This is a genomic window from Sphingobacterium lactis (genome assembly GCF_011046555.1).
Lineage (GTDB): Bacteria > Bacteroidota > Bacteroidia > Sphingobacteriales > Sphingobacteriaceae > Sphingobacterium > Sphingobacterium lactis.
The window spans coordinates 3,283,409-3,303,063 of record NZ_CP049246.1; the positions used below are offsets into that span (position 1 = coordinate 3,283,409).

Here is a 19,655-nt window from a genome sequence, read left to right on the forward strand (position 1 = left end):
AATTTTAAAAATATGGACACAAGAAAGAAACCTCTGTTTGTCGCTTTTTCTTCTCAAAAAGGCGGTGTTGGCAAAAGCACATTTACCACGCTTGTCGCCAGTACGATGCACTATCGGTTGGGCTACAACGTAGCTGTTTTTGATGCGGATTTTCCGCAGCACAGCCTGATGAAAATGAAAACCCGTGATTTGGCAATGGTAATGGAAAATGAGGCGTTGAAAAAACTGGCATATAAGCAGTTTACCACCATCAATAAAAAAGCCTATCCCATTATGCAGCACAAAGCGGATAGCGTACTCGATGCGGCGCACGAATTTGTAAACACTTCCCCTGTTCCGCTTGATGTGCTGTTCTTCGACCTGCCCGGAACCGTGAACACGCCCGGAATTCTGAAAGCATTGGCAGGTATGCACCACATTTTCACGCCCATCACGGCAGACCGTGTGGTAATGGAAAGTACGCTCATCTTCACACAGCTTTTACAGGATGTAATTATGAAAAAAGGCGAAACTTCCATACAAAGCATTAACCTGTTTTGGAACCAGGTGGACGGCAGGGAAAGCACGCCCTTATATGACGTGTATAATCAGCTTATCGGGCAACTGGGGTTAAGCCTGATGCAAAGCCAAATCAAGAACAGCACCCGTTTTCGCAAGGAAAGTGAAGTGGACAGCAAAACAGTTTTCCGTTCTACGATAATGCCACCCGATGAGCGTTTGATGAAAGCCTGCCAGTTAGACCTGTTCATCAGCGAATTTTTAAACATCATTCAATCGTAGTGCTATGGAAAAAGATAATAAACGTAAAGTTACGCCGGACATTAACGAAGAGCTGATGATGAACCTGATGGTAGACGGCGTTAAAAAGGACGGTTTGCAGCTACCGCCTGAACCTGCCGAAGAGCAGGAAAAGGAAGAAATACAAAACGAGGTAAGGCAGGATGAATTACCACAAAGCAAACCTGTACAAAGGGAAAGAAACCGTACCAAGAAGAGCCTTGACGGAAGCTACGGCGAACACTTTTTGAAAACCCATTCGATGACAAAGCGGGGCGATAAAAGTATCTATATCCGGCAGGAATACCACGAACGGCTATCCCGTATTGTACAGGTAATCGGTAAAGATGCTATACCCCTGTATGCCTATCTCGATAACATACTGGAACATCATTTTGAAATGTTTGAAAAAGCCATTACCGATGATTTCAACGAAAAGTTTAAACCCATTTTTTAAAGCATCTGATTATGGAAATAGTAATTGTGATTTGCCTGCTGATAGTCATTGTCCTGCTTTTGCAGGATAAGATTGTAATTCATAAAAGGTCGGAGCAAAAGTCCAAACAGGAAAAAGTTAACCCGAACCTGCCCGATATTATGGGGCAACCCAAGCCAGTAAGAAGCCTTTCAGTGCCAAACACTGCCAATGACAGCCAAATAACGGAACCGGAGATAAACCCTGATAATTTAGACATCGAATACGACGAAAACGAAAACGTCAGCATTCAAATTCCGCAGGAAGAACTGGACGAAGTTTTCAGCAATATGCCTGATTTGGAAGAAGAGGAAGAAGAATGGAACAGGTACGGAATATCCGGTGGCGATAACGGTTTTGCCCAAGGGGTTACCTATGACGAACTAAGCTCCGTAGGGGCATTGCTCCAAAAAGAGAATTTGGAACAGGCTCAAAAGGAAACAGCGGTAGCCATAGTTCAGAAATTACAGGGAACCGAATTATTCAGCTTACTGGAAAATTCCATTGAGGGTGCTTCCCGAAAAATTGCCGAGCTTTTGGATAGCACACTTTCATCTGAAAGCGACGACAGTTCTTCCACCTTGCGGAAAAGTAATTTGGGTGATTTTGACATTGGGGAGTTTGTCTGAAAAGACGGCTTCCTTTTGTTATTTATTCAATCGGAATTGTCAAGAGCAACAATCGAATATTCATAATTATATTCGAGCAAATGAGGTGTAGGGCTTTTCCCTTCAGGATTGTAATAATTTATCCCTCTTGACGTTTCAGAGATTAAGTGTAAATTTTTTCTTGCTCTTGAAGCTAAAACGTAAAGTAATTTTTTAGAATTTTCGTAACCGTTTGTATCGTTGAAGTGTGGGACATAATCATTAAGAAGAGCAAAACCTATTACTGTATCATATTCCTCTCCCTTTACGCCGTGAATAGTTGAAACGGTTATACCATCTCTTTGCCTGAAAACTTTTCTAAAATTTTCAATCTCTCCAATAAATGGATTTCCCTCGTCAATAAGCCTTTGTATTCTATTTTCAGAACTTGCAAAAAATGATGTGTGATGTTCTTCAAGTAACGGGAAATTCTGAATTTGTATTTTCAGGCTTTCACAAATTCTTTCAAAGAAAGAACGTAAGTAGGTTAAACCATCATTTTCATTCACTTCAATTGAATTGCAGATTTTCAAAAACTCTTTGTTTGATAAGTTTGATACATCTACTCCCGCAGCATCAAGTTCGTTCAAAACTTCTTTACTCCAACGTAAACGACGAACGTACATATAGGGCGATGGTTCTGTCAAAACAATTCTTGCAACTTTAAACCAAAAATTCTCAATGTCCCGTGAAAACGGAGCCATACCGGGTCCGTCAAAACTAAAATCCGGAAGTCTAATCATTAGCTTCCTTGTAATACTTGCAATCTGAACCCATTGAGGTGCTGCAATACAAATTTCATTAGGGCTAATTCCGGCTTCACGGACATTAAACAAAATCAATTTTGCAATTTCTTCTATCAAATTATCTAACGAAACCGATAAGTTATATGTGATTAAACTATTATAATCTTTTTCGTTTCCGAATGCTATAATAGGGGTAGCAAATGTTTTATAATAATCGAAGTAATTTATTATGGTTTCAGATGACCTGTAATTTTTGTCTAAACTCAACTGTATCAAGTTAAACCCCAAAAGTTTTTCCAAATCATCCTTTGGCATCGGATAACCACCTAAAGAATGATAAATAGATTGGTTAGGGTCGCCAACAATTAATGTTTTTGAACACCCTTTGTTTGCACTTAATATTTTTGATATTATATGGTATTGTATCTCTTTAGTATCTTGATATTCATCAATCAAAATAAATGGAAATAATTTGCATAAGACGGTACAAATGATTGGCTTTGATTTCAATAATTCATAAGCATAAAAAAGTATCTGCTCAAAATCCAATTGATTATTCTCTTTTAATATTCCGAAATATTCTTGAAGAATAGCTTTGATATGCTTATTCTGATTACTATTTTTTGATGTAAACTTATATGTACCATTTATGGTAGCATAATATTGAAAATCATAAAAAGTAACTTTTGGATTGCTATATTTTTTGCATAATTCGGTTAGGAGCTTTTCAGTATCAAAGGAATTACAAACTTTAAACCCGTTTTTCAACCTTTCAGAATACAGATGGTAAGGCTTTAATATCCATTCCATACAGAATGAGTGAATTGTACCAATCCATAATTGTGTAGTATCAACCCCCAATAATTCAACCCGTTCTTTAATTTCATCAGCAGCGTTATTCGTGTATGTAATTGCAATAACGAACTCTTTATTGGAATTTAGCCTGCTTAATTCGTAAGCGATTTTGTATGTAAGCGTTCTCGTTTTTCCACTACCAGGACAGGCAATCAAGAGTACACTATCTTTCTCCAAGATTGCAACTTCTTGCTCATCATTCAAACTTCCTTTTTCCCAAATGAACATAGCCTATTTCAATTTATCTATGAATGTTAATAGCTGGTCATCTGGTATTACCAAGTCCAAGTCAAAAGCAAGGTCATCTAAAGTTGCTTCTTCGGCTCTATACTTCGTTAGGCTCTCCCGACAAGATGAAAAATCCAAAGCATCATCATCATAAAAATGTTTGTTCATCCTATATTCAATGATGTCGGCAATAATATTGTTGGAGTATGTTTCTTTGGCGAAAAGAATGGCATCAACTATATAGTTTGGAATTTCCGTCTTAAAAGAAATATGCTTGCCTAACATTATAGCAAACCAACCTTTACCTTCCTGTTTAGCCATTGTAAGCACTCGCTTTCCATAAACCGCAACACCATCATCTTCAATATCAGTTTTAGCTTGTACTCTTGTTGGTTGGTCTGTATATACTTGGTCAATTATAGCTATTACTTCCTCCTCGTTGCCTTCGGTTATAAAATCAACTTCAAAAGTATAGTCAGCATAAAATGCCTTTATCCAATCATTCTCTGCTTCAAAGACATCTAATTTAGCTTTACGTTCTAATCCCTTTTGTTTAGATGCCTCAACTTTTCTCTTGTATTTTTTTAATCGGTCGCTATCATCGTCATTAATAGTTGTATCACAAATCGCATCATCTAAATCTGTTAGAATTGCACATTTTCTTCTTATACGGCTATCGTGGAAAAGTTGGGCTACATTCTCAAAGCCTGTACTTCGTATATTGATGAGGCTAATTCCAAGTTCGTCAAGACTTACACCAAATACTTTTTTGACCATTATTGGTATTAAAATCTCTTCTGCATCGCCCTCAACTAATATTACTCCTTTTGCAAATAACAGGTTGGTTCTTACAGCATCCAAATAACGCTGTATTTGATTGATGCTTTCAGGTGTTAAACCAGTTGATGGTTGATATACTTCCGCAAAATTTAATTTCTTTGCAAGGATGTTTATATTCTCAACATTACTTACTTCGGAAATTTGTGTAGAATGAGTAGAATAGATAATTTGAGTATCTCCATAATCCAATTTGTCAAATAAGGTCTTTTGAATATGGTTATGTATATGGGCTTCCGGTTCCTCAATAATAAGGAAGTTGGCAAATGTATCTTTTGATTTTCTATACTTAAACTCAAGTAATTTCAGGGTTAAAAATATTAGATTAGCACCTCCCAAACTTAATTCGTGAATACCGCCCTCATATTCCTCGCCTGGTTCTCCGATAAAAAGTTTCAATGATTGTAACAATTTTTCGGCTTCATTGGGAACACTTGATTTAATGGATAATGAAGATGGCGAATAGGTAAGACCGACGGCATCCTGAATGGTTGATTTTATATCTGACCTTATATTTTGTACATCGGGCAAATCTTCAATGCTTTCATTTAATTGCTCAACCAAATCGCTGATAGGTTGGTAATCTTCCTCTTTGATTTCTCCACTTTTGTTTTTCAATAGAGTAAGTAAAGGATTAGTTCTATTGTTATGAAAGTCACTTACTACATCTCTCAAGGCTTGGATGAATGTAAAAGAGATTTCTTTGGAAACAGATAATTGATGCGGAATTTTAGAGCCAAATTTAGAAGCATCAATCGTAGATGGGAAAACCACATTTTCAAAATCGCCTACAAGTTCCTTATATACATTAGGGTCATTAAAATCAGCAGTGCTTTTTCCAGTAAAGAAAGTTTCGTAATTATCCTGAATTGTGATGCTATTGAGTATCGTTTGTAATCCAACTGCATCTCCTTCAGCTAATTCGGAAAGTTTTTGTCTGATGTCAGCTTTAGGACGAAAGAAAAGGTTGTAAGTAGCTTTTTTTACATAATCTTCTGCGGCAACTCCAACACCGTGAATGAACAAGGATTGTATTGCCTCTTCATCGTTAAGCTCATCAAATTCAACACTGATAATAATCCAATGACCTTTCCATTTTCCCTTATCCAAAGACCTGTTAAAATCTCCTTCCGTCAGTTTATAAGCATATTGCAAGGAGGCATCTTCTAATAACAGCCTTATTGCCCTAAAAACATTTGTTTTTCCAGAACCGTTTTCTCCGATTATGGTATTTATTCCCTTGTTGAATTGAAAACTTGCATTTGCAAAATTCCTATAATTGACCAGGCTGACTTTAGAGATATACATTAGAAAATAAGGTTTTTAAGTTTGAAATCTACCAATATTTTTAGATTTCAGTTTCCGAGAACTCTTCAAACACAGAATAGTTTTTTATTCCTTTAGACTTGTTCACTTTTCCCATTATTGTACCATCAATTCGGCTTTTTAGATACGATGCTAAATCATCAAAGTGTCGAACATCAATATAATTAATCCCTGATGCTTTATATCTTTTAGACAATGAAATAGTGAATGCAGCCCAATTAAATTTTTCCCCTTTTTTGTTTAATTCAACTTGTTTCCAATCGCCATATCGCTTTTTTAAATAATCAATATAGTTCTTCTTGGAAAGCTCTTTGCCTAACGCTCCGTCTGGTAATTCAATTTTTGGCTTTATAGGCTTGGATTTTTTTACAAACTTTGGAAAATACTTATGTAATAAAGCCTCTGATTGTTCAATATGTTTTGTTATGGTATCCCATCCCCAATAATATAAATGAAATGGTAGTTCCTGTTCTTTTTTAATTTGATTTAGGTATTCCTGTATTTGAGCATCGTCACGAAATGTAGAAACAAAAACAAATTTGTCGAAATCAATCGCTAAATCCCTTGCTTTTTCTAAATCAGTATTTATATCCTGAATTAGAATTTTCCTTATAGTTTCATCTTTTCTTCCAATACTTTTCAATTTGCACTGTATAACCGTTTTTGTTTTAGAAGAAAAGACATCAATACCTTTCTGATTTTGTCCTTTCACACCAAACGTCTGAAAATCTGTATTCTCATATGACGAGGTATTCTCTACAAAATTGAATAAATCACAAGTGAGTTCCTCAAATAACCTTTCATCTTTTAAAGGAGGTAATTGATAGTTTGCCATTTAAAAAAATCGTTTAAAAATTGTTTCCTGTTCGGTATCTGAGAATTCAGCAATCACTTGTTTAGACCAATCAAAATCGAACTTGCCAAACTTATTTTCATCCCCGTTTAAATCAATTTCGTCTTCATTGAAAGTAAGGATATACTGAAAGTTATGCAGCTCGTTTGATTTGTGGTACATATAGTTCAGGACATTGGATATTGTTTTGTATGATATGGCGTGAAATACACCATCGTGTACAAGAAAATCCGGAATATTACGCTTGTCAATCCTGCTCTTTAAAAAGACCATTAAATCATACGCTACGATTTTCAAACGCTCTTGTCCTAACGCATCAGCTTTAGGGATTTCCAAACTTATTTTAAAAGGCAATTGGTTTCTCGGCGAAGTAGAGTTTAATGTGATATTAAAATAAGAGTTGTCAAATTCTTCATCTAAATAAATTGCATTTTCAAGAATTTGCTGAAATAACAATCTCAACTCATCAAGGTATGATTGCTGCTTATTTAGCTCGCTGACAATATCTCTTTTTAATTCTGCGATAACAATATTGGAGTTTCCCAATATCTCTTCTATTTCGTCAATTTCTCGTACAATTGAGGTATTCCGTTCTAAAAGTGTTTTTTCATTGACTAATCTTTCATAAGTGCTTTCAATCCTATCCAATGCACCTCTCTCTTTTAGCAATGAAAATAATTGGCTCCTGTTCTTTTCTAATTTTTCAAGCTGCGTTAAACTCTGGTCGATTGATGATTGTAATTTCTTTTCTTCTTCCAACAAATATTTATTCCTATTCGTCAGTAGTTGTTTTTTAAAGTCTATAACTTCATCCAAACTCCTTTTTACAAAGTTGCCGAATGTTGCTACGGTTTCATTGTAGAGCTTACGAATTTTGTCCAGGTCGATAGAAGACACATCATTGTAAGAGGATTTTAGTTTTTCTAATTTCCGGTTTGTATTATGATAGATGACAGATTGCTCGTTAATTTCAGATATAACCTGATTTAATTTTTGTTCTATTTCTTTGTGATTAGCAAGAAAATTGTATTCCTTCAGGCTGCCTTCGAGTGCAGCAATGTCTTTTTCAATCTTTAACCGCTCTGTTCTAAATTCCTGAATATCTTTACCTGTATCTGCTTTAACCTTTTCTGAAAGGGATTTTACCGTATTATTATACCTTTCGTATTCAGAAGATACTTCGTTATATTTTAAAAGTGTTTTTGTCGGGAGATTTAGCAAATAAAAATTATACAATGCCTTTTCTCTTGCATTGGCATTGTAAGAAACAAAATTTAAAGGGTCAACTCTTTGCTGACTTTGCAAGTCGTCCTTAACAAAAAATTCCATCAACGTTCCATATCTTTTTCCTTCAAAGAATACTTCGTTGTTCTCTGTCGGAAAAAATATCCCTTCCAGCAATTTCGGCATTTCAGATTTTTCATATTCATCAAGAGCATCCGGTCGCTTCCCGAAAAATATTTTTTTTGTATCGGCAAAGCCCCTCTTGATAAAATATTTTTGTTCCTGTACTTCAATTTCTAAAGTAATCGTGTGTTCATCATCACGTAAAAAGTCATACTTTTTTTGAGCAAATCTTTTTTCTGCTTTACCGCTTAATAAGGTAAAATCAACAAGCCTGACCAACGTAGATTTGCCAATACCATTAATCCCTCGTGCTTCTTTATCCCCAGAGTATTTGCCCAATATGATGTTTATTCCATTGTGAAATGGAACAGCATCTATAAGGTTGGTTTCTGAATATATTCTAATTAACATTGTCGAATAAACTTGTTTGATTTTCTTCTTGGTTTTCTTTCTTTACCAATTTAATTTTATATCCTTTTTTCTCAATGCTGCCAATCGTATGCAAGAAGGTCAAGGCATACAGAAAAAGGTCGGGTGTCCTATCTTTATCCCTGTTTAAAAACTTATTCATTATATCATCCACGATAACGTATTTGTTTTTGAAAGGGGAATTACCCATAATACTTATAATATCTGCTCCCAATACCATAAGGTTGGTTTTAAGATTGCTTTCAGGCTGCGGTAATATCATAGTTCATTTTCTGTTTTTCTGCCTATTAAACACTGTTCAAACATATACAGCAATATAGATTTTACGCATTTTACATATTCATCATCTTTAATGTTTCCATATGTCGTTGTATATTGGTCGGTCAGATTATATAATCTCTCCTTGAAATTTCCTGAAAGTTTATTGTAATCATTTATAACCCTTCTTTTCAGGGTATTAATCTCATCATCATTATATCCCGAAAGTATATTGGTAATCGTATTAAACTCCGCCATAACCAATACCATTTCCGAGTTCATCCCATCCCAATCTTCCTGTTCAAAGTTGAGTTCGATTTTCTTTTGGGGAGGGACTAATGTTTTCCTGTCGAAATGCAGAGCTTTATCTTCTTCGTTTGAGGCATTCAGTAGGTCATTAATGATTTCCTGAATGTAGTCCTGTATAAAAAAGTTTTCAATGCCTAAGTAGGCTGCAAGTTTCCTTTTTTTACTTGATACAAGTTCATCAACAATAGAAAGAATTTGGTCTATCCCCTTAATCGAAGTATCGCCATCTAAACCCTGAATTAGTGTAAATTGTTCCGGTGACACTTCGTGGTTAACATACATTTCCCAATTTGGAAATTTGTCTTTCCAGTTTTTTTGGTATTTTTCAAAATCTCCTTCTTTATTTGCTGCACCTAAAACTTTTGTTTCAAAATCAGTTTTGCTATATTTTCTTGGCGCATAACAAGCCAATATCTTTTGTTCGGGCAAAATAGTACCGTCATTGCCTTTATCCTTATTCCTCCTGATGGGCGTATAGTTATCAACGCCATATTTCAAAAGAAACAGTTCATCAATAAATTCTTCGAACTCAAATCCTTCTTTGGATTGAATTTGCATTTTAAAAGCGTTCTTCAATAATTTATCCATATACAAATCAGAGTTCCAAATTAATTTTAACCGTACCGTCAAATCCCTTTTCTACTATCTCTTTAAGGGTTTGAAGTTTGATATTATTGCCATAATCAGTTTCGACCTTAGAAATGTAACTCCTTTTCTTACCCACTTTTTGGGCTAATTGTTCTTGAGTTAGCTGTCTTTGTTCTCTGGCTTCCTTCAGCATTTCTCCAATATGTCTGCCTGATATTTTCATCTCAAAAAGGATTAAAATTGACTTTATTATGAATGTACAAATGTAATTTAAAAGTTGCATTGAACCAACTGTAAATTGCAATAAAAGCCTCCCATCATTTGTACTTCCGTTCTGGAAGTCCCCACCAACAAAGCCACTCACAGCCAAACACTTCCTTTGACTGCCACTTTCTTATAACGCCTCTTTTTCCACAAGACATTTGTCCCGAAAGCTCGCAAGGTGCGGGATAAACAGTAACAAATTAATGTGTTTCAATTATGGAAAAACAGAGAAAAAAAGTTTTGCTGGCAGTCGTGGCAATGCTGTCAGGAATTGGTGCGTTCGCACAGGGAAACGGCTCGGCAGGTATCAACGAGGCTACCCAAATGGTAACAAGTTATTTCGACCCCGCAACGCAGTTAATCTACGCCATCGGTGCGGTAGTCGGGTTAATCGGGGGCGTTAAGGTTTACAACAAATTCAGTTCCGGCGACCCCGACACGAGCAAGACCGCAGCTTCGTGGTTCGGTGCGTGTATCTTCTTGATTGTTGCCGCTACCATCCTGCGTTCATTCTTCCTTTAATCCTTTGCCTTATGAATTACAATATCAACAAAGGCATCGGCAGGACGGTGGAATTTAAAGGGCTGAAAGCGCAATACCTGTTCATTTTCGCAGGTGGGCTGCTCGGTACGCTTATCCTCGTGATGATACTGTATATGGCAGGCGTAAACTCCTACATCTGCCTGTTCCTCGGAGCAGGCGGTGCTTCGCTCATTATATGGCAGACCTTTTCGCTCAACAGGAAGTACGGCGAACACGGGCTGATGAAAATTGCAGGCAATAAAAGGCATCCCCGCTACATCATCTGCCGCAAGCCTGTACACCGCTATTTAAAATTCACACCTAAACAGAATGCCGTATGAGAAATGTAGCAAAGACCACCACACTGGAAAACAAATTTCCGTTGCTGGCAGTAGAGAACAACTGCATCTTATCCAAAGATGCGGACATTACCGCCTGCTTTGAAGTGCGTTTGCCGGAACTGTTCACAGTCGCTTCTGCGGAATACGAAGCCATACATTCCACCTGGCACAAAGCGATTAAAACCCTGCCTGATTTTACGGTCATTCACAAACAGGATTGGTACATCAAGGAAAGCTATGCGCCCGATTTGGCACAGGAAGACCAGAGCTTTTTATCAAAGTCTTATCAACGCCATTTCAACGAGCGACCGTTCCTGAACCATTATTGCTACCTGTTCCTTACGAAGACCACTAAGGAAAGAATGCGGATGCAAAGCAACTTCAGTTCGCTTTGCAAAGGTACGCTGATACCAAAGGAAATCAGGAACAAGGAAACGATACACCGCTTTATGGAGGCGGTGGCACAGTTTGAGCGTATCGTGAACGATAGCGGTTTTGTAAGCCTGCGACGTTTGACCGAAGAGGACATTATCGGAACGGACAATACACAGGGATTACTGGAACAGTACCTCACGTTATCGAGGGGAGCCGCAACACCAATGCAGGACATCGCACTCGGAAACGAAGAGGTACGCATCGGCAACAAAAGGTTAAGCCTGCACACGCTTTCCGATACGGACGACCTGCCCGGAACAGTATCAGCAGATACCCGTTTTGAAAAGCTATCAACCGACCGTAGCGACTGCCGCCTGTCATTCGCTGCACCTGTGGGTTTGCTGTTAAGCTGCAACCACATCTACAACCAGTACATTTTTTTGGATAACAGCGAAGACAACCTGCAAAAGTTTGAGAAGTCCGCACGGAATATGCACTCACTGGCAAGGTACAGCCGTGCCAATCAAATCAACAAAGAGTGGATAGAAAAGTACCTGAACGAAGCCCACAGCTTCGGGCTATCCTCCATCCGTGCGCACTTCAACATTATGGCGTGGTCGGAAGACCCTGCGGAACTGAAACAGCTAAAGAACGATTGCGGTAGTGCATTGGCATTGATGGAGTGTAAGCCTCGGCACAACACTACGGACGTAGCCACTTTGTATTGGGCAGGTATGCCCGGCAATGCGGGCGACTTCCCCAGTGAGGAAAGTTTTTACACTTTTATTGAGCCTGCATTGTGCTTCTTCACGGAAGAAACCAACTACCACAATTCGCCCTCGCCGTTCGGTATCAAGATGGCTGACAGGCTTACAGGAAAACCTATCCATTTGGATATTTCCGACCTGCCTATGAAGCGTGGTATCATTACGAACCGGAACAAGTTTATACTTGGTCCATCGGGAAGTGGTAAATCGTTCTTCACTAACCATATGGTACGGCAGTATTATGAACAGGGCGCACACGTACTGTTGGTAGATACGGGTAACTCTTATCAGGGCTTGTGCGAACTCATCAAAGGAAAGACCAAAGGCGAAGACGGTGTTTACTTCACTTATACCGAAGATAACCCCATTGCCTTTAACCCTTTCTATACCGATGATGGCGTGTTCGACATTGAGAAGCGGGAAAGTATCAAGACTTTGATACTGACCTTATGGAAACGTGACGATGAGCCGCCAACCCGTTCTGAAGAAGTTGCCCTTTCCAATGCGGTAAGCGGTTATATCGAACGTATCAAAACGGAAGACGTTTACCCGTCATTCAACGGTTTCTATGAGTATGTAAAAGGCGACTACCGCAAGGTACTGGAAGAAAAGCAGGTCAGGGAAAAGGACTTTGACATTGCCAACTTCCTGAACGTACTCGAACCCTATTACAAGGGTGGCGAATATGATTACCTGCTGAACTCCAACAAGCAGTTAGACCTGCTTTCCAAACGCTTTATCGTGTTTGAGATTGATGCGATTAAAGACCACAAAATCCTCTTTCCCATTGTGACCATCATCATTATGGAGGTGTTCATCAACAAGATGCGCCGATTGAAAGGTATTCGTAAGCTCATCCTGATTGAAGAGGCTTGGAAAGCGATAGCCAAAGAAGGAATGGCAGAATACATCAAGTATTTGTTTAAGACCGTCCGCAAATTTTTCGGAGAAGCGATTGTCGTAACGCAAGAGGTCGATGATATTATCCAGTCGCCCATTGTCAAGGAAAGTATCATCAATAACTCCGACTGTAAAATCCTGCTTGACCAACGCAAGTATATGAACAAGTTTGATGATATACAGGCGATGTTGGGGCTTACGGACAAAGAGAAAGGGCAGGTACTTTCCATCAATATGAACAACGATGCAAGCCGACTTTACAAAGAGGTTTGGATTGGCTTAGGTGGTACGCACTCGGCAGTCTATGCCACCGAAGTTAGTTTGGAGGAATACCTCGCCTACACGACAGAAGAAACCGAAAAAATGGAAGTAATGCAGCTTGCTTCCGAACTGGATGGTAATGTAGAACTCGCCATTAAGCATATCGCAATGCAAAGGCGGGACAATTCAAATCAATAGTCATTAACAATTTAAAAATTCAGAAACAATGAAAAAAGTATTGTATCTGGTGTGTACGGCACTGATGCTCGCCGTAGCACCGTCAGCAAAAGCCCAGTGGGTTGTAACCGACCCGGCTAATTTGGCTTCGGGCATTATCAACTCTGCAAACGAAATCGTGCAGACTTCTTCCACCGTAAGCAACGTGATAAAGAACTTCAACGAAGTGAAAAAAGTTTACGACCAGGGCAAGGAATATTACGACAAGCTGAAAGCTATCAACAACCTTGTGAAAGATGCCCGTAAAGTGCAACAAACGGTATTGTTGGTAGGCGATGTTTCCGAAATGTACGTGAACAACTTCGGCAAGATGATGAACGACCCAAATTTCACACCGCAGGAACTGACCGCTATCGGCAACGGTTATTCGGCACTGCTCAATGAAAGTACCGAACTGCTGAAAGAACTGAAGCAGATTATAACCTCATCAAGCCTTTCGCTCAATGACAAAGAGCGTATGGATGTGATTGACCGTGTGTACAAAGAGGTAAAGGATTACCACAGCCTTGTACGCTACTACACCAACAAGAACATTTCTGTAAGCTACCTAAGAGCGAAAAAGAAAAACGATGCCCAAAGAGTGCTTGAACTCTACGGAACTGCTAACCAAAAATACTGGTAAACTATGGAATGGGATAATCTTCACGAACTCCTGCGGTCGCTTTATGATGATATGATGCCACTTGCAGGCGATATGGCGGCAGTCGCTAAGGGTTTGGCGGGATTGGGAGCATTGTTCTATGTGGCATTAAAGGTTTGGCAGGCTTTAAGCCGTGCCGAACCTATTGATATGTTCCCTTTGCTGCGCCCGTTCGCTTTGGGGCTTTGCATAATGTTCTTTCCAACCATTGTTTTGGGAACCATCAATGCGGTATTAAGCCCCGTGGTAGTAGGAACCCACCAAATACTCGAAGACCAGGTGCTTGACCTGAACAAGCTGCAACAGCAGAAAGACCAGTTGGAATACGAGGCAATGGTAAGGAACCCCGAAACTGCCTATATGGTATCAGACGAAGAGTTTGATAAAAAACTGGATGAACTGGGATGGTCGCCCTCCGACATTGGAACAATGGCGGGTATGTATATGGACAGGCAAGCCTACAAGATTGAGAAAGCCATAAAGGATTGGTTTCGCAATCTACTGGAAATACTCTTTCAGGCAGCGGCTTTGGTCATTGATACCATACGAACGTTTTTCCTGATAGTCCTCTCCATACTCGGACCAATAGCCTTTGCTATTTCCGTATGGGACGGCTTTCAGTCCACGCTCACGCAATGGCTCACGAGGTACGTCAGCGTTTACCTGTGGCTTCCTGTTTCGGATTTGTTCAGCTCAATGTTGGCAAGAATACAATCCCTCATTTTGGAAAGGGATATAGCAATGCTTGCCGACCCCACCTATATACCTGATACGAGCAATACCGTGTACATCATCTTTATGATAATCGGCATCATCGGGTACTTCACTATCCCGACCGTAACAGGTTGGGTAATCCAAGCCGGAGGCGCAGGAAACTTTACCCGCAATGTAAACTCCACAGCAATGAAAGCCGGAAACATCGCCGGAGCAGGCGCAGGCTCAACAGTTGGAAACATCGGCGGTAAACTGATGAATAAATAATCATTAATCATTCTAAAAAATGGAATTTAAAACGCTAAGAAATATCGAAAACAGCTTTAGGCAGATAAGATTATATGCCATTGTGTTTGCGGTTCTCTGCATTAGCGTGGTAGGTTACGCCGTATGGCGTTCCTACCGCTTTGCAGAAGAACAACGCCAAAAAATCTATGTACTGGATAACGGCAAATCCCTGATGCTTGCCTTATCGCAGGATGCGAGCATCAACCGCCCGGTTGAAGCAAGGGAACACGTTAGGAGATTTCACGAACTGTTCTTTACGCTTGCTCCCGACAAGAACGCTATTGAAAGCAATATGAGCAGGGCATTTAACCTTGCCGATAAAAGTGCTTTTGATTACTACAAAGACTTGTCGGAAAAGGGCTATTACAGCCGTATCATTTCGGGGAACGTGCAGCAACGCATCGAGGTGGATAGTGTCGTGTGCAATTTCGACAACTACCCGTATGCAGTGCGCACCTATGCCAAACAGTTCATTATCCGGTCAAGCAATGTAACCAGGCGAAACCTGATTACTTCCTGCTATCTCGTCAACTCCGTTCGTTCCGACAATAATCCGCAGGGCTTCAATATTGAAAAATTTGCAGTCGTGGAAAATAAGGATATAGAGGTCATCGAACGCTAAAAAACAATCTTATGGAAGCATTATCAGATTTAAGCACGTTCGCAAAAATCCTTACCGACAAAGGATATAACGGGTATTTCCATACGCAGGGTGCGTATGCCGGAAAGCTGAAAGACAGCATCAGCGAATACCTCGAAAGCTGCCAAAAAGGTGCAGATACTTTGCCTAAGCAGGACTTACTGCTGACAGGCTACCTGCAATGGTCGGGCGATGACAAGCCCCGTGTAGAATGCAGTATGTGGGTAAAGTACCTGAATGGCAAATTCTCATTGAGCCGTATGGAGGTAGCCAAGAAAGACGGCTTTGGGCAATTACTCAAAAAATCGGAACTGGCAAACCTGTCCGTAATGTCCGCACCCAAATTAACGGAGGCGGTCGCACTGGTCAACGATGCGCCGAAACAACAGGCGGGTAAAAGTCCTAAGCGTTTCAAGCTATAACACAGAAATAGTAAGGCTATGAAAAAATTAAGAGCAAATATGGACAGGTACTTTGACAAGTTGGACGAACGTTGGCGGGCGTTGCCCTTGCGCAAACAGCACCAATATACGCTGTACTTCTTTGTGGGTTACCTGCTGCTTACCGTAGCGGTCATTGGCAAAGTAATGTACGATACCTCAAAGTCCGGTAACGGTATGGTCATAGAGCATATCGAAAACCCTGTCCTTAAAAGTAAAAATCCTGCAAGGTTGCAGGATAGTGTATCAACAATTTTAAAAAATCAGATTTATGAAAGAAAATGAAAAAAGGGTCAGCTTTCTCGTTGAGGGAGAAGACCAAAACGGAGCATCAAATCTGCCGGATAATAAAAAGAGCAATAAGGATAAGCTCAAAAAGCCAATCATATTCCTTTTGATGGGCGTGGTATTTCTCGGCTGTATGTACCTCATATTTAAACCGTCGAAAGATAAAAAGGCGGTCGAAAATATCGGGCTGAACGATGCCGTACCGCAGGCTACCGGAGCAGGGATGCCCGATGATAAAAGCAAGGCGTATGAGCAGGAAATGCTCGAACGCAAAGAGCAGGAAAAGCGCAATGCACTGACCACGCTTTCTGATTATTGGAATACTGAAGATACTGCATCTGCTGACAATGAAGAAAGTTTACCTGAAGAAGACGAAGAAAGCAACGGCTTTGGGGGTGGTGGCAGAAAATCGGGACGAAACGGAAATTCTGCATTGAATAGTTACCGTAATGCACAAAGCACACTGGGTTCATTCTATCAGGACAACAATTCGGAAACAATGGAATTGCGTAAGCAAGTGGACGAACTAAAAGCAAAGTTGTCGGAAAAAGATGTGCCACCTGTGGCCACCGTTGACGACCAACTCAAATTAATGGAGAAATCCTATGAAATGGCAGCAAAGTATCTTCCCCAAAATGCCAATACCGGAAACGCTGCTCCTGCCATCGGTGCAACTCCTGCTGCTGCGGGTGCTAACCAAAAAGAGCAATTTGTATCGTTCACACCAACAAGAAAGAACATTGTATCAGCCTTGTACCGTGAACCGTCGGACAGTGCCTTTGCAGCCGATTGGAGCCAAACAAAAAACAGGGGGTTCTATACCGCAGGTTCTACTGAAGAGGTGGTACAGCCTAAAAACAGTATCAAAGCCTGTGTACACGAAGCCCAAACGGTAGTTGGCGAAACGGGTGTGCGTTTACGCCTGTTAGAGCCTGCCAAAACCCCGCAACGTACCATCCCCAAAGGAACAATTGTAACGGCTAATGCCAAATTTCAGAATGGCAGGTTACAATTAAAAGTTACTTCGGTAGAACTGGAGGGCAATATCATCCCGGTAGATATTACTATTTATGATTTGGACGGACAGCAAGGTTTATATGTTCCGTATTCGCCTGAAAGAAATGCGGTTACGGACATTGTAGCCAATATGGGCAATGCCACAGGTTCGAGCTTCAGTATGAGTTCTACTCCTGGACAGCAAATTACTTCTGACCTAAGTAAAAGTGCAGTGCAAGGTATTTCGGGCTATTTCGCTAAGAAAGTAAGAACGCCAAAGGTTGCACTCAAAGCAGGCTATCAGGTCTTTCTTGTATCTAAAAAATAATGTTGAACTCAAATAAATAAAACAATGAAAAATCATTTAAAAACCTTTTGGGCTATTGCCCTTATACTCGGCTTTGCTGCACAATCTAATGCACAGGACAGCATCAGAACACCACTTGCATTGGGCAAGATAGAGCCGTACCGTATGGAAGTTACCTACGATAAAACCTCGCACCTGATTTTCCCGACTGCCATTCGTTACGTGGATTTGGGCAGCGAATACCTTATTGCAGGGAAAGCCGAAGATGCGGAAAACGTGTTGCGTGTAAAAGCATCTGTAAGGGACTTTGAGCCGGAAACGAATTTTTCCGTTATTACGAATGACGGACGTTTTTATAGTTTCAACGTGTATTACAGTTCCTACCCGGAGGCAATGAGCTATGACCTGCTCACGATGCAAAAAGCGGTGGATAAAGCCAAAGGTAACGATGTGCTTTTTGAAGAACTGGGCAACAATTCGCCGTCACTGGCAGGCTTGCTTTTGGAAACCATTTACAAGAAAGACAAACGCATTGTAAAGCATATCGGTGCTAAGAGTTTCGGCATTCAGTTTATCCTAAAAGGGATTTACATACATAACGGCAAATACTATTTCCATACTGAATTGAGAAACCGTGCCAATGTTCCTTTCGAGATTGATTTCATCAATTTCAAAGTAGTGGATAAAAAGGTAGCTAAACGCACCGTAGTCCAGGAACGCCCTTTAACTCCTTTGAGAACTTACAAGCCATTGGACGGTATTTCCGGAAAATCGACCGAACAAAATGTGTTCCTGTTAGACCAGTTTACCATTGCCGATGATAAGGTACTGCTGATTGAGATTTTCGAGAAAAACGGTGGCAGGCATCAAACATTGCACGTCGAAAATTCCGATTTAATCAAAGCCCGTTTGATTGACGATATGCACCTGAAATTTTAATAACCCTTTAAAGCAAGAATATGAAAAAGTATATCTATACCGTGCTGTTTGTCCTGATAGGCATCACGGCTGCACAGGCGCAAAGAATGCTGCCGAAGCAGAAAGGATTGGAAATAAGTGCAGGTGTATTGTCCGATGATAAGATTGGCAATGATTACTACATCAGCGCAGCAATGACGGTAAACGGTAAGAATGGTAACTATCAGCTTTGGGCGTTGGAATATACCCACCAGTACCACGGGTATAAAGACCTCCGCATACCGCAGGAAACCTATTCCGCAGAGGGCGGTTACAGCTTCTTTTTGTTGGGCGATGCCCGTAAGAACATCACGCTGAATTTCGCCGTAACAGGTGTGGTCGGTTACGAAACCATCAACCGGGGCGAAACAATGTTGTACGACGGTGCGAAGATATTGAGCGAAGATAATTTTATCTACGGTGCAGGCGGTCGCCTCACTTTTGAAACGTACCTGTCCGACCGTTTTGTATTAGTCCTGCAAGGGCGTACAAAAATCCTTTGGGGTACGGATTTACAACAGTTCCGACCGTCAGCAGGTGTGGGATTAAGGTTTAACTTTTAAAACGTAAAAACGATGATAGCAATATTCAATAAATTCAGAACGGGGCTACTGCCACTATATGTATTCCTGACAATCCTCACAGCTTCGGTTACGTTGGTATCTTGCAGCAAAGATGATGACCTCGAAATACAGAACAATTTTCCTTTCGAGGTCAATGTAATGCCAGTGCCTAAAGATGTTGCAAACGGGCAGACCGTAGAAATACGCATTACCATACAGCGTACAGGCAATTACAGCAATACGCAGTATTTCCTCCGTTACTTTCAATTTGACGGGCAGGGAACATTGCAATACTACAACGAACCGCCGTATCAGCCCAATGACCTGTACCAATTACCAACGGAGCAGTTCAGGCTGTACTACACTTCAACGTCTGCCGTTTCACAGTCTTTTGACGTTTGGATTTCGGACAGCTTCGGGAATGAAAAGCAGATAACTTTTCAGTTTAACAGCAGCGATTAAGAGCAGTATTTCAATTCA

Annotated in this window: 22 protein-coding genes; 15 read left to right on the plus strand and 7 right to left on the minus strand. The window is 40.2% G+C overall.

Going from position 1 to position 19,655, the window contains the following annotated elements; genetic code table 11:
• Positions 1–12: 12 nt before the first annotated feature.
• The 3 genes from G6N79_RS14315 to G6N79_RS14325 are packed head-to-tail and all read left to right on the plus strand — an operon-like array spanning position 13 to position 1,881.
• The gene (locus tag G6N79_RS14315) at positions 13–780 is read left to right on the plus strand and encodes a ParA family protein (protein WP_013632629.1); all 768 of its coding nucleotides are present in this window, start codon (positions 13–15) and stop codon (positions 778–780) included.
• A gap of 4 nt (positions 781–784) precedes the next feature.
• Positions 785–1,234, plus strand: a complete 450-nt coding sequence (locus tag G6N79_RS14320; protein ID WP_013632628.1) for a DUF3408 domain-containing protein — start codon at positions 785–787, stop codon at positions 1,232–1,234.
• A gap of 11 nt (positions 1,235–1,245) precedes the next feature.
• On the plus strand, positions 1,246–1,881 hold the full coding sequence (locus tag G6N79_RS14325; protein WP_091520351.1) for a conjugal transfer protein TraD: 636 nt from the start codon (positions 1,246–1,248) through the stop codon (positions 1,879–1,881).
• 26 nt (positions 1,882–1,907) lie between these two features.
• Here the strand turns inward: G6N79_RS14325 and G6N79_RS14330 are convergent, their stop codons facing one another.
• From G6N79_RS14330 to G6N79_RS14360, 7 genes are read right to left on the minus strand one after another with little or no spacing between them, the layout of a single operon-like run.
• Positions 1,908–3,728: a UvrD-helicase domain-containing protein gene (locus tag G6N79_RS14330; protein ID WP_091520349.1), complete on the minus strand. Its 1,821-nt coding sequence runs from the start codon at positions 3,726–3,728 to the stop codon at positions 1,908–1,910.
• Positions 3,729–3,731: 3 nt separating this feature from the next.
• The gene (locus tag G6N79_RS14335) at positions 3,732–5,873 is read right to left on the minus strand and encodes an ATP-dependent nuclease (protein ID WP_103905098.1); all 2,142 of its coding nucleotides are present in this window, start codon (positions 5,871–5,873) and stop codon (positions 3,732–3,734) included.
• Positions 5,874–5,913: 40 nt separating this feature from the next.
• The gene (locus G6N79_RS14340) at positions 5,914–6,726 is read right to left on the minus strand and encodes an endonuclease (RefSeq protein WP_091520343.1); all 813 of its coding nucleotides are present in this window, start codon (positions 6,724–6,726) and stop codon (positions 5,914–5,916) included.
• The gene (locus G6N79_RS14345; protein ID WP_013632623.1) at positions 6,727–8,502 is read right to left on the minus strand and encodes a DUF2326 domain-containing protein; all 1,776 of its coding nucleotides are present in this window, start codon (positions 8,500–8,502) and stop codon (positions 6,727–6,729) included.
• Entirely contained in the window at positions 8,492–8,782 is a 291-nt protein-coding gene (locus tag G6N79_RS14350; RefSeq protein ID WP_013632622.1) for a hypothetical protein, read from the minus strand. The genes G6N79_RS14345 and G6N79_RS14350 overlap by 11 nt, the downstream gene beginning before the upstream one ends.
• The gene (locus G6N79_RS14355; protein WP_052305778.1) at positions 8,779–9,675 is read right to left on the minus strand and encodes a hypothetical protein; all 897 of its coding nucleotides are present in this window, start codon (positions 9,673–9,675) and stop codon (positions 8,779–8,781) included. The genes G6N79_RS14350 and G6N79_RS14355 overlap by 4 nt, the downstream gene beginning before the upstream one ends.
• Before the next feature lie 7 nt (positions 9,676–9,682).
• A complete protein-coding gene (locus tag G6N79_RS14360; protein WP_233878986.1) occupies positions 9,683–10,039 on the minus strand; it encodes a helix-turn-helix domain-containing protein in 357 nt (118 codons plus the stop codon).
• A 116-nt stretch (positions 10,040–10,155) separates the two neighbouring features.
• Between G6N79_RS14360 and G6N79_RS14365 the strand changes: the two genes are divergently transcribed.
• The 12 genes from G6N79_RS14365 to G6N79_RS14420 are packed head-to-tail and all read left to right on the plus strand — an operon-like array spanning position 10,156 to position 19,637.
• The gene (locus G6N79_RS14365; protein WP_103905097.1) at positions 10,156–10,461 is read left to right on the plus strand and encodes a DUF4134 domain-containing protein; all 306 of its coding nucleotides are present in this window, start codon (positions 10,156–10,158) and stop codon (positions 10,459–10,461) included.
• An 11-nt stretch (positions 10,462–10,472) separates the two neighbouring features.
• On the plus strand, positions 10,473–10,802 hold the full coding sequence (locus G6N79_RS14370; protein ID WP_103905096.1) for a DUF4133 domain-containing protein: 330 nt from the start codon (positions 10,473–10,475) through the stop codon (positions 10,800–10,802).
• The gene (locus G6N79_RS14375; protein ID WP_103905095.1) at positions 10,799–13,303 is read left to right on the plus strand and encodes a TraG family conjugative transposon ATPase; all 2,505 of its coding nucleotides are present in this window, start codon (positions 10,799–10,801) and stop codon (positions 13,301–13,303) included. The genes G6N79_RS14370 and G6N79_RS14375 overlap by 4 nt, the downstream gene beginning before the upstream one ends.
• Positions 13,304–13,331: 28 nt before the next feature.
• Complete coding sequence (locus tag G6N79_RS14380) at positions 13,332–13,964, plus strand: DUF4141 domain-containing protein (protein ID WP_048499037.1); 633 nt, start codon at positions 13,332–13,334, stop codon at positions 13,962–13,964.
• A 3-nt stretch (positions 13,965–13,967) separates the two neighbouring features.
• Positions 13,968–14,963, plus strand: a complete 996-nt coding sequence (traJ, locus tag G6N79_RS14385; protein ID WP_024566595.1) for a conjugative transposon protein TraJ — start codon at positions 13,968–13,970, stop codon at positions 14,961–14,963.
• A gap of 19 nt (positions 14,964–14,982) precedes the next feature.
• On the plus strand, positions 14,983–15,606 hold the full coding sequence (gene traK, locus G6N79_RS14390) for a conjugative transposon protein TraK (RefSeq protein ID WP_037440337.1): 624 nt from the start codon (positions 14,983–14,985) through the stop codon (positions 15,604–15,606).
• Positions 15,607–15,617: 11 nt separating this feature from the next.
• Positions 15,618–16,046 (plus strand): hypothetical protein, encoded by a 429-nt coding sequence (locus tag G6N79_RS14395; protein WP_091520329.1) that lies wholly within the window; start codon positions 15,618–15,620, stop codon positions 16,044–16,046.
• Between the two features lie 18 nt (positions 16,047–16,064).
• The gene (locus tag G6N79_RS14400; RefSeq protein ID WP_024566592.1) at positions 16,065–16,349 is read left to right on the plus strand and encodes a hypothetical protein; all 285 of its coding nucleotides are present in this window, start codon (positions 16,065–16,067) and stop codon (positions 16,347–16,349) included.
• Complete coding sequence (traM, locus tag G6N79_RS14405; RefSeq protein WP_084019013.1) at positions 16,336–17,676, plus strand: conjugative transposon protein TraM; 1,341 nt, start codon at positions 16,336–16,338, stop codon at positions 17,674–17,676. The genes G6N79_RS14400 and traM overlap by 14 nt, the downstream gene beginning before the upstream one ends.
• Before the next feature lie 24 nt (positions 17,677–17,700).
• A complete protein-coding gene (traN, locus tag G6N79_RS14410) occupies positions 17,701–18,594 on the plus strand; it encodes a conjugative transposon protein TraN (RefSeq protein ID WP_066436433.1) in 894 nt (297 codons plus the stop codon).
• 20 nt (positions 18,595–18,614) lie between these two features.
• Positions 18,615–19,175, plus strand: coding sequence for a conjugal transfer protein TraO (locus tag G6N79_RS14415; protein ID WP_013632611.1), 561 nt, complete (start codon positions 18,615–18,617; stop codon positions 19,173–19,175).
• 12 nt (positions 19,176–19,187) lie between these two features.
• Positions 19,188–19,637, plus strand: coding sequence for a DUF3872 domain-containing protein (locus tag G6N79_RS14420; RefSeq protein WP_013632610.1), 450 nt, complete (start codon positions 19,188–19,190; stop codon positions 19,635–19,637).
• Positions 19,638–19,655: the final 18 nt, after the last annotated feature.

Coding starts and splice junctions, on each gene's coding strand:
- G6N79_RS14395 (WP_091520329.1), top strand. CDS start 15,618: ATGGAAGCATTATCAGATTTAAGCACGTTCGCAAAAATCCTTACCGAC.
- G6N79_RS14415 (WP_013632611.1), top strand. CDS start 18,615: ATGAAAAAGTATATCTATACCGTGCTGTTTGTCCTGATAGGCATCACG.
- G6N79_RS14380 (WP_048499037.1), top strand. CDS start 13,332: ATGAAAAAAGTATTGTATCTGGTGTGTACGGCACTGATGCTCGCCGTA.
- G6N79_RS14340 (WP_091520343.1), bottom strand. CDS start 6,726: ATGGCAAACTATCAATTACCTCCTTTAAAAGATGAAAGGTTATTTGAG.
- G6N79_RS14420 (WP_013632610.1), top strand. CDS start 19,188: ATGATAGCAATATTCAATAAATTCAGAACGGGGCTACTGCCACTATAT.
- traM (WP_084019013.1), top strand. CDS start 16,336: ATGAAAGAAAATGAAAAAAGGGTCAGCTTTCTCGTTGAGGGAGAAGAC.
- traJ (WP_024566595.1), top strand. CDS start 13,968: ATGGAATGGGATAATCTTCACGAACTCCTGCGGTCGCTTTATGATGAT.
- G6N79_RS14345 (WP_013632623.1), bottom strand. CDS start 8,502: ATGTTAATTAGAATATATTCAGAAACCAACCTTATAGATGCTGTTCCA.
- G6N79_RS14325 (WP_091520351.1), top strand. CDS start 1,246: ATGGAAATAGTAATTGTGATTTGCCTGCTGATAGTCATTGTCCTGCTT.
- G6N79_RS14375 (WP_103905095.1), top strand. CDS start 10,799: ATGAGAAATGTAGCAAAGACCACCACACTGGAAAACAAATTTCCGTTG.
- G6N79_RS14355 (WP_052305778.1), bottom strand. CDS start 9,675: ATGGATAAATTATTGAAGAACGCTTTTAAAATGCAAATTCAATCCAAA.
- G6N79_RS14365 (WP_103905097.1), top strand. CDS start 10,156: ATGGAAAAACAGAGAAAAAAAGTTTTGCTGGCAGTCGTGGCAATGCTG.
- traK (WP_037440337.1), top strand. CDS start 14,983: ATGGAATTTAAAACGCTAAGAAATATCGAAAACAGCTTTAGGCAGATA.
- G6N79_RS14330 (WP_091520349.1), bottom strand. CDS start 3,728: ATGTTCATTTGGGAAAAAGGAAGTTTGAATGATGAGCAAGAAGTTGCA.
- G6N79_RS14335 (WP_103905098.1), bottom strand. CDS start 5,873: ATGTATATCTCTAAAGTCAGCCTGGTCAATTATAGGAATTTTGCAAAT.
- G6N79_RS14370 (WP_103905096.1), top strand. CDS start 10,473: ATGAATTACAATATCAACAAAGGCATCGGCAGGACGGTGGAATTTAAA.
- G6N79_RS14350 (WP_013632622.1), bottom strand. CDS start 8,782: ATGATATTACCGCAGCCTGAAAGCAATCTTAAAACCAACCTTATGGTA.
- G6N79_RS14400 (WP_024566592.1), top strand. CDS start 16,065: ATGAAAAAATTAAGAGCAAATATGGACAGGTACTTTGACAAGTTGGAC.
- traN (WP_066436433.1), top strand. CDS start 17,701: ATGAAAAATCATTTAAAAACCTTTTGGGCTATTGCCCTTATACTCGGC.
- G6N79_RS14320 (WP_013632628.1), top strand. CDS start 785: ATGGAAAAAGATAATAAACGTAAAGTTACGCCGGACATTAACGAAGAG.
- G6N79_RS14315 (WP_013632629.1), top strand. CDS start 13: ATGGACACAAGAAAGAAACCTCTGTTTGTCGCTTTTTCTTCTCAAAAA.